10 protein-coding genes and 1 other annotated feature are annotated in these 13,803 nt (G+C 34.5%); of the genes, 1 reads left to right on the forward strand and 9 read right to left on the reverse strand.

Annotated elements, in window-relative coordinates; all coding sequences use genetic code 11:
• Positions 1 to 145: 145 nt before the first annotated feature.
• The 7 genes from C7958_RS06725 to C7958_RS15765 form a co-directional block, all read right to left on the reverse strand.
• Positions 146 to 2,800 carry a valine--tRNA ligase gene (locus C7958_RS06725; protein WP_111571908.1) on the reverse strand — a complete coding sequence of 885 codons (2,655 nt, stop codon included), beginning with the start codon at positions 2,798 to 2,800 and terminating at the stop codon, positions 146 to 148.
• Positions 2,801 to 3,009: 209 nt separating this feature from the next.
• Positions 3,010 to 3,248, reverse strand: a binding site (T-box leader).
• Positions 3,249 to 3,357: 109 nt separating this feature from the next.
• Entirely contained in the window at positions 3,358 to 4,818 is a 1,461-nt protein-coding gene (locus C7958_RS06730) for a M16 family metallopeptidase (RefSeq protein ID WP_111571909.1), read from the reverse strand.
• Entirely contained in the window at positions 4,815 to 6,197 is a 1,383-nt protein-coding gene (locus C7958_RS06735; protein WP_243834280.1) for a M16 family metallopeptidase, read from the reverse strand. Before C7958_RS06735 ends, C7958_RS06730 begins: the two co-directional genes overlap by 4 nt.
• 88 nt (positions 6,198 to 6,285) lie before the next feature.
• Positions 6,286 to 6,666: an ArsR/SmtB family transcription factor gene (locus C7958_RS06740; RefSeq protein WP_111571910.1), complete on the reverse strand. Its 381-nt coding sequence runs from the start codon at positions 6,664 to 6,666 to the stop codon at positions 6,286 to 6,288.
• A gap of 64 nt (positions 6,667 to 6,730) precedes the next feature.
• Entirely contained in the window at positions 6,731 to 8,884 is a 2,154-nt protein-coding gene (locus C7958_RS06745; protein ID WP_111571911.1) for a heavy metal translocating P-type ATPase, read from the reverse strand.
• A gap of 214 nt (positions 8,885 to 9,098) precedes the next feature.
• The gene (locus tag C7958_RS06750) at positions 9,099 to 10,226 is read right to left on the reverse strand and encodes a M23 family metallopeptidase (protein ID WP_111571912.1); all 1,128 of its coding nucleotides are present in this window, start codon (positions 10,224 to 10,226) and stop codon (positions 9,099 to 9,101) included.
• Between the two features lie 133 nt (positions 10,227 to 10,359).
• Positions 10,360 to 11,445, reverse strand: a complete 1,086-nt coding sequence (locus C7958_RS15765) for an HD-GYP domain-containing protein (protein ID WP_208320738.1) — start codon at positions 11,443 to 11,445, stop codon at positions 10,360 to 10,362.
• Positions 11,446 to 11,618: 173 nt separating this feature from the next.
• On the opposite strand from C7958_RS15765, the gene C7958_RS06760 reads away from it, so the two are divergent.
• Complete coding sequence (locus C7958_RS06760; protein WP_111571913.1) at positions 11,619 to 11,864, forward strand: glutaredoxin family protein; 246 nt, start codon at positions 11,619 to 11,621, stop codon at positions 11,862 to 11,864.
• Positions 11,865 to 11,955: 91 nt separating this feature from the next.
• Here the strand turns inward: C7958_RS06760 and rpiA are convergent, their stop codons facing one another.
• Complete coding sequence (rpiA, locus tag C7958_RS06765) at positions 11,956 to 12,624, reverse strand: ribose-5-phosphate isomerase RpiA (protein WP_111571914.1); 669 nt, start codon at positions 12,622 to 12,624, stop codon at positions 11,956 to 11,958.
• A 234-nt stretch (positions 12,625 to 12,858) separates the two neighbouring features.
• Positions 12,859 to 13,803: hypothetical protein (locus C7958_RS15625; RefSeq protein ID WP_111571915.1), on the reverse strand; the 945-nt coding region annotated here is incomplete at its 5' end.

A 13,803-nucleotide genomic window follows, 5' to 3' on the forward strand; every position in this document is an offset into this window, starting at 1 on the left:
CTATATAAAATTAATTCTAGTTAAAAGCTACAAATCCTTTTTTAAAAAGGTAAATAAGTACCGGGTACTTAGAAATAATTACCATTAAGAAGAAGCTGATTTTATCATTTGGTAAATATATCCAAGTACCCGGTACCATTAAACATTATTCAGCTAATTCTTTTTTTCTTTCAATTAACTTTTCTTTCTTTTCTTTGTATTCCTTGAGCTTTTGTCTTTCTCCTTCCACTAAATCCTGAGGTGCATTGTTAATAAAACCCTCATTCTTTAATTTACCTTCTGCTCTTTTGATTTCAAATTCCATTTCTTCAATTTCTTTTTCCATTCTTTCAATCTCTTTATCAAGATCAATCATTCCCTCAAGCGGCAAAATAACTTCTACTTCTTTAACAATTGAAGTTGAAACTTTATCAGGACGCTCAAGCTCATCTCCACCAATTTTTAATTCTTTAATCCGGGCCAGGTTTTCTATATATTCTCTACCCTCTTCCAGTATCTCTTTCTTAACCTCTGGTGCAGAAAGAAGTGCTTTTATTCTGCGTCCAGGATTCACCTTCATTTCATTTCTAATATTTCTAACTACTTTAATAACATTCATCACCAGATCCATTTTTGCCTCAGCCTCAGGATTCAAGCCGCTTTCTTCTTTCTCTGGATACTGAGCTCTCATAATTGTTCCTTCAGTTCCAGGAAGTTTTTGCCAGATTTCCTCTGTAATAAAAGGCATTACAGGATGTAATAATCTGAGCAAACTTTCCAGAGTATTAAGAGCATAATATTGAGCTGTCAGTTTTGCCTGTGGATCTTCATCCTGATATAGTCGGGCTTTTAATAGTTCAATATACCAGTCACAGAATTCATTCCAGATAAAATCATATAAAGAACTGGACATTTCTCCAAAATTATATCTCTCCAGAGCATCATCAATTTCACCAGCTACAGTATTTAAACGACTCTGCATCCAGTTATCAGCCAGAGTTGGCTTTAAATTAGCTTCGTCAACCGAATCCAGCTCAAAATCTTCTAAGTTCATCAGTACAAAACGGGAAGCATTCCAGATCTTATTGGCAAAGTTACGGCTGGCTTCAAGCCTTTCTTCTCTAAAACGCATATCATTACCGGGAGTATTACCTGTAATTAAAGTAAAGCGCAGTGCATCTGCACCAAATTGATCTATAATATCTAGAGGATCAATTCCATTACCCAGAGATTTACTCATCTTTCTCCCCTGAGCATCACGGATCAAACCGTGAATATAGATATCTGAGAAAGGTTTTTCATCCTGGAATTTAAGCCCCATAAAGATCATCCGGGCCACCCAGAAGAAAATTATATCTCTACCAGTTACTAAAACATCAGTCGGATAAAAACTCTCTAAATCAGCAGTGTCTTCCGGCCAGCCTAAGGTTGAAAAGGGCCAGAGAGCAGAAGAAAACCAGGTATCTAATACATCTTCATCCTGATGCAAATTATTACTCTCACAATTGGGACAGCTTTCTGGTTCCTCTTTACTTACTATTACCTCATCACAGTCATCACAGTAATAGACCGGAATCCGGTGTCCCCACCAGAGCTGGCGGGAAATACACCAGTCACGAATATTATTCATCCAGTTCATATATACTTTTGAAAAACGGTCTGGTACAAAATTGATATCACTCTCTTCTACTGCCTCAATCGCCGGTTCTGCCAGCGGCTGCATTTTAACAAACCACTGTTTGGAGATTAAAGGTTCAATTACTGTATCACAGCGATAACACTCTCCCACATTGTGCATATGATCTTCAATTTTAAGCAGCAAACCTTCTTCTTTAAGATCCTCAATCACCTTTTTACGGGCCTGATAACGATCCATTCCTGCATACTTTTCTCCAGCCGCTTCTGTCATCTCAGCATTTTCGTCAATTACAGTTACAATTTCTAAGTCATTGCGGCGTCCAATCTCAAAGTCATTTGGGTCATGAGCAGGTGTAACCTTAACCATTCCGGTTCCAAATTCACTATCTACATATTCATCAGCTATTATTTCAATTTCACGATTAACTAAAGGTACGATAACCTTTTCTCCAACCAGATCTTTGTAGCGCTCATCAGAAGGATGAACAGCAATCGCAGTATCTCCAAGCATTGTCTCCGGTCGAGTAGTAGCTATAGTGATATGTCCTTCTCTGTCTTTAAATGGATATTTATAGTGATAAAACTTACCCTCAGTTTCCTGATGTTCAACTTCAATGTCGCTTAAGGTTGTGTGACAGCTCGGACACCAGTTAACAATATAATCTCCCTGGTAAATTAAACCTTCTTCGTATAATTTAATAAATACTTCTTCTACTGCATCTGAACAACCTTCATCAAGAGTAAATCTCTCCCGGGACCAGTCACAGGAAGATCCCATCTTTTTAAGCTGGTTAGTGATCCTGGTTCCATATTCTTCTTTCCATTCCCAGGCTTTTTCTAAGAACTCTTCTCTTGTTATGTCCTCTTTTTCAAGACCCTCACTCCGCAGTTTATCTACAACTTTAACCTCAGTTGCAATACTGGCATGATCAGTTCCGGGAAGCCATAAAGAACGATAACCCTGCATTCTCTTCCAGCGGGTTAAAATATCCTGTAAGGTATTATCCAGAGCATGTCCCATATGTAGCTGACCTGTAATATTTGGGGGAGGCATTACTATACTAAAAGTCCCCTTCTCATCTTCTCTTTTCTCTCTCGGTGCAAAATAATCGTTTTCCAGCCAGTAATCATACCACTTATCTTCGGTTTTGGCCGGATCATAAGTTTTTTCTAAATTTTCCATATTAATTCCCTCCGTTTCACTAACTTTTCATTATAAGGCGCATGGTCAAGTTAGTATTAAGGCATCGAGCCTGTCACTCTAACTTTTCATTATAAGGCGCATGGTCAAGTTAGTATTAAGGCATCGAGCCTGTCACTCTAACTTTTCATTATAAGACGCATGATCAAGTTAGTATTAATTTTTTAAAAACAAAAAAGCTCTCTCATCCGGTTAAGGACGAAAGAGCATTAAATTCGCGGTACCACCTTAGTTCTTCCTGTTTTGATCCAGAAAGCTCTCATTTATTAACGACTGCTGTGCCGTTACTAATTACTCTCAGAAATAAATCTGTTTCATCAGTAAAACTCTGAGGCGACTTCATTTTCCATCACTGTCGGAATCTTACAGCCGCTGGATTCCGTTCTCTTTCAGCTTCAGGTAAATTACTACTTCTCATCTTAGTTTTTAATTATTCAGCTATCGTTATTATAATATCTTATTTGACAGTCCGCTGTCAAGAGCTAAATTATTATTGAAATCAAATCAGAATTAATTAAAATCCTGTCCTAATCTAAAATCTAATTGTCAATTACCTCAACTTCTACTCCGGCTTCTTTAAACTGGGGCAGAATTTTTTCTTTGGGCCCAACTATAACTGTAAATAAGATTTCTGGATATAAATCCTCTGCAAAAATTCTCTGAACTTCTTCAACCTCAAGTCCATTATATTGTTTAACGAAATTGTTTAAATAATTATCTGAATGGTTATAAAATTCCTTCTGATAAACAATTTCATCTAAAACATCTATCTGATGCTGATAGGCTTTTGGAAAAACTGCATTATAATAATTAATATTTTCAAAAAGTTCTTCCTCCTTAAAAGGTTTTTCTCTATTTTGGATTTTCAGCATCTCATCTTTAACAGCTTCCATTCCAGCCAGTGCTTTTTCTGGTTCCAGACTCAGATTAATAAAGTAGGCTCCACCATAATCATGATAGCGGGTCTGGGCATTAATTCCATAAACATAACCTTTATCACTGCGCAGACTTTCCATTAAGCGGCTGTTAAAAGAGCCACTACCAAATATTCTATTTCCCATCATAAAAGGAATTCTTTTTGGATATTTGCTGGTATAAAAATTATATCCCATTCTCATATTTGCCTGGGTAGCATCAGCCTTATTGACAACTATAATTTTCTGATGGATCTCGGGGTCAATATTTACATAATTTTTACTTAAATTATCTTTGCTATTTTTCCAGTTAGAAAAATTATTTCTCAGCTTCTTTTCTATACTTTCAACTTCAAAATCTCCACTGATGGCAATTACAATGTCTTCTGGATTAATAACATTTTGATAAAAATTATTCACTTGTTCTGAATCAACCTGATCCAAGAAATCAAGAATTAAATTGTAATTATAATTATAGCCATAGGGATGAGCTCCATAAATATTTTTGAAAAAATGCATATTTAAAAGAGCAGAATCATCATAAAACTGCTGTCTGTAAAGCTGCTGGTATTCTTTGACGGTTCTCTCAAAATGATTCCCTTCAAATTTAGGCCGTCTCAATACTTCTGCCAGCAGTGAGATGAGCTCACTGCTTTCGGTGTTCAATGAATTTCCACTAATAGAAATTCGATCTGAGGCAGTTCCCAGATTTAAGGACAAGGCATTAACCTCCTTAAAAACAGACAGCTCACTTTCCCCATAATTTTCTGTTGCTAAAAGCATAATTTCTGTCATCAAAGAAGTTATCCCGGCATTATTTTTACTTTCATTTATTTTACCACCATCTATATAACCTCTAATTTCAAAAATTGGCAGGCTTTTATCCTGAGCTAAATAAAATCTCATTCCATTATCCAATTCTAAAATTTCATAATCAGGTACTTCAATCTCTGGTTTTTCGTTTACTACATCTGCCAGTTCTCTAAAAAATTCTGGGCTGAAATTCTGCGGCCTGGCAGAAACACTTAAACTTAGTGCAAGTACTATAATTAAGGTATAAATTATAATTTTGTTAATATTTTTCACTGCTGAGCACCACCTTTATTTTTAGGTAAAATATAACCTTTTGTCCTCTGATTTTGATTAAAGTATTTTTGAGCGATTTGAACGACCTCTTCTTTGCTTAAACTGTTAATATAATCAATTTTTTCTGCAATTAAATCGGTCTTATTAAAACGCAGAGTGCTTAAAGCATAATTAGAAGCTGCCGAATAAATATTCCTCTGGGAAAATATTAGAGACTTCTGGTACTGCTTTTTGACCATTTCAAATTCCTGAGTGGTTATTCCCTCCGCAAAAACTTTCTGCAGCTCTCTGTCAAAAGCCTGCTGTGCCTGTTCTACCACATTCTGATTTGAAGGTATAAAATAGACTAAGGCAAAAGATTCGGTTCGAAGTGGATACATAAAAGCACCACTGTCTAAAATTATCCCCTCCTCTTTTTGCAGTTTTTCTTTTAGACGCGAACTCTGATTATTTGCCAGAATATCAATAAAAATCTCCAGGGCAGCTACTTCAAGGTTGTCAGCTGGAGGTATCTTATACAGCTGCAGAGCATAAGGTACATTTGTCTGTAAATGAACTTTATGTGTTTTTTCTTCATTTTGTTCCGGCAGTTCAAAATACTTTCGTACTATATTCTCTGATTGATAATCAGCATAATATTTTTGAGCAAGATTTTTTACAGCTTCAGCTTCAACATCACCACTGACAACAATTAAAGCATTATTGGGTGAATAATAGCGCTGATAATAATTTTTTAATTCCGCTTTAGAAATATTATTTATATCTTCCAGCCAGCCAATAACATTATGTTCCAAATAGCTGTCCGGAAAAGCCTCTGCTTTGATTTCTTCAAAACCTCTGGAAAAAATATTGTTTTCTGTTCGCATTCGCCTTTCCTGTTTTATAACTTCTCGTTCCCGGTTGATTTCTTCTTTATTAAATCTTAAATTTTGCATTCTATCAGATTCCAGGGCCATTACCAGCTCCAGCATCGAAGATGGTACTTCATGGTAATAATAAGTATAATCAAAACTTGTAGCAGCATTGAGCTGGCCCCCAACTGAAGAAATCAAATCATCAATCTCACCTTCTGGTAAGTTTTCAGTTCCTAAAAACATCAGATGTTCTAAAAAATGAGAAATACCAGTCTGTCCTTCTTTCTCATCAATTGAACCTACATTATAATAAATTGAATATCTAAGCAGTGGAATTGAATGATCAGGAAAAACCATAACCTGAAGTCCATTGCCTAATTTAAAGCTCTGATATTCTGGCTGCTCAAGCTCAATTTCTGCTGCTGCAGCTGTTAAAGTAATAAATATAGTTAGTGATAAAATACACATAAATAGTAAAAATAATTTTTCTTTTTTAATAAAAAATTTCTGTTTCAGTTTTTTCACGTCTATCTGCCTCCCTTATTTTAGTAAATCATTTTTTTGAGCGGCCGGATTATTAAGGTTAAAAATAATTTTCCAGCCTTAAATTTCTTTATTTGTCTTCGAGTACATGTTCCAGACCCTGACCGAAAAGACACATTACATGGTCATCATCAAGAGAATAATAGACTGAACGACCTTCTTTACGATACTTAACCAGTTTATTATTTCTTAAAACTCTGAGCTGATGAGAGATTGCAGAAGAACTCATATCCAGTAATTCCGAAAGATCACAGACACACAATTCCCTTTCTTTGAGAGCATAAAGAATTTTAATTCTGGTTGGATCTCCCATGGTTTTAAATAATTCTGCCAGATCATAAACTACATCATCAGCCAGTGTTTTTTCTTTCATTATCTTTACTACCTGGTTATCTGGATTAAAAACCTCACATATATCACACATTGCCATTTCTTTTAATTGTGCTGTCATTTTAATTCACTCCATTTCATTAATAATAAAATCTATAGTTAATAATTCCAACCAAATAGTCAGTTTAGATATTATCTGTTTTTAAAATCCTCATGACATTAAATACAGCCATTAGAGCAACTCCAACATCGGCAAATACAGCTGCCCACATTGAGGCCATTCCAAAAATACTTAATATCATAACAACTGCTTTAATTGAAAGAGCCATAATAATATTCTGCCAGACCAGTCTTTTAGTTTTAGCAGCAATATTTAAGGCTGTAACTATTTTGGAAGGTTCATCAGTCATCAAAACTACATCTGCAGCTTCAACTGCAGCATCTGAACCAAGTCCTCCCATAGCAATTCCTAGATCGGAGCGTGCAAGTACAGGAGCATCATTAATTCCATCACCCACAAAAGCCAATTTTTTTGACTTACTTAACAGTTCTTCCACTTTTTCTACTTTCTGATCAGGCAGTAATCCTGCATAATAATTATCAAGTCCCAGTTTTGAAGCAACTTCAGCTGCTGTTAACTCATTATCTCCAGTCAGCATTGCTAAATTTTTTATTCCCATATTTTTAAGGCTGGAAATTGCATCTACAGCATCTTTTTTTAGCTGATCAGAAATTATAATTGAAGCTAAAAATTGACCATTCTGAGCCAGATAAACAGCAGTGCCGGTGCTATCTGATTTTTGGATGTTAATATTATTTTTCTGCATAAGTCTTTCATTTCCTGCTAAAATTTTATTATTACCCAGTACAGCTTTAATTCCAGCTCCAGAAATTTCCTGATAATCACTATCTGCAGAGTGTTTTTTATAATCTCCTGCTGCCTCAACAATTGACTGAGCAATAGGATGATTGGAAAATTGTTCTGCCTCTGCAGCAATATTCAAAATTTCTTCTCGACTGTGATCACTGTAAATATTTACTTCAGTTACTTTAAAATCGCCTTCAGTTAGAGTTCCAGTTTTATCAAAGATAATACTGTCCAGTTCATTTAGAGCTTCCAGATAATTTCCACCTTTAACTAAGATACCATTTTTAGATGATAGACCTATACCTCCAAAAAAACCAAGTGGTATAGAAACAACAAGAGCACAGGGACAGGAAACTACCAAAAAGACTAAGGCTCTATAAAACCAGGGACTGAAAGCTGCTCCAGTAAATAGAGGTGGTAAAACTGCAACTAAGGCTGCTGTTAAAACCACAAAAGGCGTATAATAACGGGCAAATTTAGTAATAAACTGCTCGGTTGGTGCTTTTTTAGAACTTGCATTTTCCACCAATTCTAATATTTTTTTAACAGTAGAATTCTTATATTCTTTAGTTACTTTAACAGTGATTAATTTATTTAAATTGATCATACCACTTAAAACCTGATCACCTTCTGCTACATCTTTTGGCAGAGATTCTCCTGTTAAAGCTGAAGTTTCAAGTGCTGTCTCTCCACTTACTATTTTACCATCTACAGGGATTTTTTCTCCTGCCTTAACAGCTATTAAATCACCAACATTCAATTGTTCCGGTTCAACTTTAATGATTTCTTCATCTTTAACTAAATTAGCATATTCAGCCTGAATATCCATTAAATCCTTAATGGAACGCCTGGAATTATTAACTGCCCTTTCCTGAAATAATTCTCCTACCATATAAAAGAGCATTACTGCAACTGCTTCCGGATATTCGCGAATTCCAAAGGCACCTATTGTTGCAATGACCATTAAAAAGTTTTCATCAAAAATCTGGCCGCGGCCGATATTTAAAACAGCTGATTTAAGAACAGGATAACCAATCAAAAAATATGCTGTTATGTAAGCTGGTAGAGCCAGTGTATTAAAAATAGTATTGGCAAAAAGATTTAGATGAGAAAAACTGAGTGCAAAAACAAAAAACAGAGCTCCGATAAAAATGTTTTTCTTCCCCCAGAGATAATCTTTAAGAGAGAAGTTATCTTGATTATTATCTTTCTGATTTCCCCCTTTATCTTTAACTTTAACCCCGGGCTCAATCTGATCTGAAATCTTCTGTAATTCTTCTTTAATTTTATCCAGTCTGGACTCTTCTGCTGCAACTTTAAGAGTGGAAGTTGCAAAGTTAAGCTCTACATTTTCCATACCCTCAAGTTGTTTAACCTGATCCTCAATTTTTAAGGCACAGTTTGAGCAGCTTAATCCTTCCAGCTCAAATTCTTTTTCATTCTTTTCTTTTTTTTCTACGGTATTCTGCATTTTTCTCCACCTCAACTTTTTATTTATTATATATGAACAATTATTCAAGTATTTGTTAGATTAATTATAGAATATTTTTTTACTGCTGTCAAGATAGATTTTGAGCTTAACTAATATTATCCTCAATTTACAATCGGCTATCATTTTCTGGATAATAAAAAACTCCCCATTAAAAGTTTATAATGAGGAGCAATAATCTCTGGCTATTCATTTTTTACCTGTTAATATAATCTAGAGGATTCTCGGGCCGTCCATTGACCTGTACCTCAAAATGTAAATGAGGTCCCGTAGAATTACCGGTATTACCGGAACGAGAAATAACTTCTCCTTTACCTACTGATTCGCCTTCTCTAACCAAAAGTTTTGAGTTATGAGCATAAAGAGTTCTCAGACCTCTTTGATGTTCGAGAATTACCACATAGCCGTAACCTGTGGCCCAGCCGCTGTAAACAACCCGACCAGAACTAACTGCCCGAATGGGACTCCCCATCGGAGCTGCAAAATCAATTCCTTCGTGCATTCTACCCCAGCGTGGTCCATAATAGGAGGTGATGCGGGTATTAATTGGAGACATAAATTTCTGATCCAGGCGATCCTGATAACTAAATTCTGGTTTTGCCCCCCTTAAAATTAATTTCTGATCAATTTTAAGAGAAGAGGCATCTTCTATATTATTATCTTTCATTATAGTTTCTCTTTTAAGCTCAAACTTACGGGCAATACTGTCCACACTTTCTCCAGGAGAAACCCGATAGATAATTCCTCTAACAGGTAAAATCTTAAATTCCTGTCCTGGCTTAATACTGTTCATATTACTGATATTATTAGCACCAATCAGAGAATCAATATTCAGACCATGTTTATGTGCTATATCCCAGAGTGTTTCTCCACTTCTTACTTTATGTACTTTAACCTGATCGATTAATTGAGGCGCATGTCGTTTTTCAAATGCTGTTTCTTGATTATCTGGAACCTCATTCTTGTTATCATCTTTTCTAGGCTCAGTAAAAGTGGTGTCTTTATCTCTATTTAAATTAAAATTATTATCTATTGCCTGCAGTCTGCTTGCCTGCTCGGAGGCTGAATCCTCATCTTCTTTTAGAGCAAGCTGTTCTGACATTTGACCATTATCTTTATTAACCGAATTATTTATATTATTATCACTAATATTTGTTGTTATATTTCTGCTTTCCTGGACCCGACGACTGCTCTGTTTAATTTCTCTATGTTGATTATTGGTAATTCCAATTCGCCCACCTACATTCATCGAATTACTGTAGGCAGAAAAGGTAAGTAAAATAAATATTATAAAAAACCCGGTTAAACGTTCTCGTCTTCTCAATTTTTCCTCCACCTTTTTTGAAAATAATTAGTTTTAATGCATGTTAATGAAAATTGTTATCTACTTTACTATTATAACAGAATTCAGCAGCTATTTAAAGACTATGAGATTAAAAATAAATTAAATATTTGCTTTAACTAATATTGTCCAGAAATAGATCCACAACTAAGGGGGAGAACTGTTTTCCGCGATTATTAATAATTCTCTTAATTGCTTCTTCTTTTTTAAGTGATTTTCTATATGAGCGGTCAGAAGTCATAGCTTCCCAGGCATCAGCAACAGAAACAATCTGTGAAATAACTGGAATCTCTTCTCCTCTCAGACCATCAGGATAGCCGCTGCCATCCCAGTGTTCATGGTGATGGAGTATATATTTAGCAATCTTTTTTAATTCAGCTGAATCTTTTAAAGTTTTATAAGCTAATTCGGGATGTTTTTTTATTTCAGAAAATTCTTTTTGAGTTAAAGGTCCTTTTTTATTTAATATTGACGCCGGGATTAAAGTCTTACCAATATCATGCAAAATACCTGTCCAATAAGTATTTTTAACCTCTGCTCTATTTAAGTCCATACTTTTTGCAAGCTTTCTGCTCAACTCTGCTACTTTCTTATTATGTCCTGCTGTATATTTATCATGCAGTCCAAGCAGATTACTTAAGGATAAAATAATCTCCTGGTTAAATTTTTCCTGTAATTTTTGATAACGGTCTGCTGTTAAATAAGAGGAGGCAATCTTTTCTAAAATTGAAACCATTTTTACTGATTGCAGACTGAAAACTTTAGAGCTTTGATCCTCAATATATAAAATCACCCCTCCCAGAAAATCATTGTTAACTTTTAAATTTATAGTAAGCTTTTTATTTTCTTTTTGATATTTAAAAATAATATCGGTAGAATATTTTTGTTCCGGGCCCTCATAAAATCTTTCTCCATTTATAAAAATATCATCTTTCCTATAAACTTTTTCTAAAAAATATGCAGACTCTTCTTTATTGATAACTATTCTTCCATAATCAGCCTCTGGAATTAAATTTAATGATTTATTCAGAATCAAGTATAAAAAATCAACTTCATTCTCTGCCTGATTAATTTCTTCAATAATTTCAATTATACTTTCAATATTTAAGTTTAGTTCAGCCAATTTTAAATAGGAATTCCTTAATCTCCAGCTCTGCTCACCTATCATTTCATTGGCTCCAGCGGTAAAATTAGTTTTCATATTATCTCCTTTCTGGATAATTAAATTATAAATATCCTGGTTTATTAATTATTATACCATATTTTTACATAAATAGGTAATAATTTTAAGTTGAACTTTTTTAAAGGAATTTAAAGATTTAAATAGAAAATAAGTAATAAGATAATAATAACTAATTCGGAAAGGATGATAAAATGTTTGATTTAACATTATACTATTTTCCAACCTGCCCTTACTGCAAAAAGGTCTTACAAGTTATTGAAAATAATGATTTAGATGAAATTGAATTAAAAAATATTAATCAGGATCAGGAGGCTGAAGCAGAGTTAATTGAAGTGGGAGGTAAAAGACAGGTACCCTGTTTATTTATCGATGGTGAACCTTTATATGAGTCAGATGAGATTGTTGCCTGGCTGAAAAGTAATCTGGTTGATAACTAAATAATAACTATAATTTAAATTTAAAAATCAAATTAATATAATAAGGGGAGCCACAGCAATTAAAGCCAGGCTCCCTTTATTTTTTATCAATCTATTTTTCTAATACTTCAATATGACCATCATTATAGCCAACAACCACTATTTCTGCCATTTCTGCAAAGATTCCATTTTCTACTACTCCCGGCAATTTATTCAACTCCACCGTTAATTTTACAGGATCTTTAATTTTCCCAAAGTTACAATCCAGAATATAATTATCGTTATCAGTTATAAAAATTTCTCCATTTTCTTTTCTAATTTCTGAACTGCAGCTAAATTTTTCAATCATCCGCTGTGTATACTTCCAGCTGAAAGGAGTAATTTCTACTGGTAAGGGAAAGGCGCCAAGATGTTCAACCAGTTTAGATTCATCAACAACAATAATCAGCTTCTCAGTAGCAGAAGCTACGATTTTTTCTCTTAATAAAGCGCCTCCTCCACCTTTAATTAAATTAAATTGTGGATCAACCTCATCTGCACCATCAATGGTTAAATCAAGTGAGTTCACTTCAGCTAACTCTACCAGTTCTATTCCTTCCTCCGCAGCTAGTTTTGCGGTCTCTTTAGAGGTAGGAACAGCCTTTACTTTCAATCCATTTCTAACCATTTCTCCTACTTTTTTGATCGCATAATAGGCAGTAGAACCAGTTCCCAGACCAATTATCATTCCAGCTTCGATATATTCTGCTGCTTTTTCTCCAGTTAATTTTTTTGCTTTCATCAGCCATCTCTCCTTTAAAATTTTATTTTCTATGATTTTTTTATCCTGTTAATTGACTTTAAATATTATAAGGAACTATTAAAATTTAAATATAAAAAAAGACCTGGAAGTCTACTATCAAATTAAATCTTATCAAAAGTAAAATATATATTCAACTACTTAAATGTCAAAAGGCGACCAGAATTATCTGGCCGCTTGCTTTACTTTAAGTATAGATTAATTTATTAAAATGTTTTATTCAATTTCTAGATTTAAATTAATTCTATTCTCGTACGATTCTTTAATTGCTTCAATAAAATAGCCATGAGCATCGCTTAAACTCATAGTGGCTCCAGAAGTCACATCAACCAGCATTTCCTGCTCATCTGAATTTAATTCTTCAAAGTTTTCAGTATCCGGTTTAATCGGTCTACCTCTTTCATCTGTGTAATTATTAAACCATTCTTCAACTTCCTCAACAGTCATTCCGACAAATAATTCTTCGTAAGTGTCCATCTGGTCTGCCCAGGTACCAAGTGAGCTCATTACATAATCTTCTCCACGTTCTTTTTTAGTTTTCCATTTTTCAATTTCAGAAAGGAAATATTCGTTTGTATCAGGTGTTTTACCTTCTACTTCCTGATCATGGTCTTCGTCTATATTATATCCTCCCTGTCCCGGAAAACCGCTTAAATGTGGCATTGCTTCACCATCATAGTTGGGAGTTGCTACTTCTAACTCATCAACAAAAATTGAAACAATTTCACCTTCATCATTAAATAATGTATTTACAAACACATTATTAAAACTATATACCTGTGTGCCGGTATCATCTTTTCCGGGGCCTATACGGCCATTATGAGTTAAGCCAAAACCAAATGACTCTACTTCATCTGCTTTATTTACAGCAAACCGGTTATCATATGCCTCTTTGATTGCTTCAATAAAATAACCATGAGCATCGCTTAAACTCATAGTGGCTCCAGAAGTCACATCAACCAGCATTTCCTGCTCATCTGAATTTAATTCTTCAAAGTTTTCAGTATCCGGTTTAATCGGTCTACCTCTTTCATCTGTGTAATTATTAAACCATTCTTCAACTTCCTCAACAGTCATTCCGACAAATAATTCTTCGTAAGCGTCCATCTGGTCTGCCCAGGTACCAAGTGAGCTCATTACATAATCTTCTCCACGTTCTCT

It is taken from the genome of Halanaerobium saccharolyticum (assembly GCF_003259895.1).
Lineage (GTDB): Bacteria > Bacillota > Halanaerobiia > Halanaerobiales > Halanaerobiaceae > Halanaerobium > Halanaerobium saccharolyticum_A.

Excerpts from the sequence above, each read along its gene's own strand:
- C7958_RS06760 (WP_111571913.1), top strand. The coding sequence starts at position 11,619 with ATGTTTGATTTAACATTATACTATTTTCCAACCTGCCCTTACTGCAAA.
- C7958_RS06725 (WP_111571908.1), bottom strand. The coding sequence starts at position 2,800 with ATGGAAAATTTAGAAAAAACTTATGATCCGGCCAAAACCGAAGATAAG.
- C7958_RS06740 (WP_111571910.1), bottom strand. The coding sequence starts at position 6,666 with ATGACAGCACAATTAAAAGAAATGGCAATGTGTGATATATGTGAGGTT.
- rpiA (WP_111571914.1), bottom strand. The coding sequence starts at position 12,624 with ATGAAAGCAAAAAAATTAACTGGAGAAAAAGCAGCAGAATATATCGAA.
- C7958_RS06745 (WP_111571911.1), bottom strand. The coding sequence starts at position 8,884 with ATGCAGAATACCGTAGAAAAAAAAGAAAAGAATGAAAAAGAATTTGAG.
- C7958_RS15765 (WP_208320738.1), bottom strand. The coding sequence starts at position 11,445 with ATGAAAACTAATTTTACCGCTGGAGCCAATGAAATGATAGGTGAGCAG.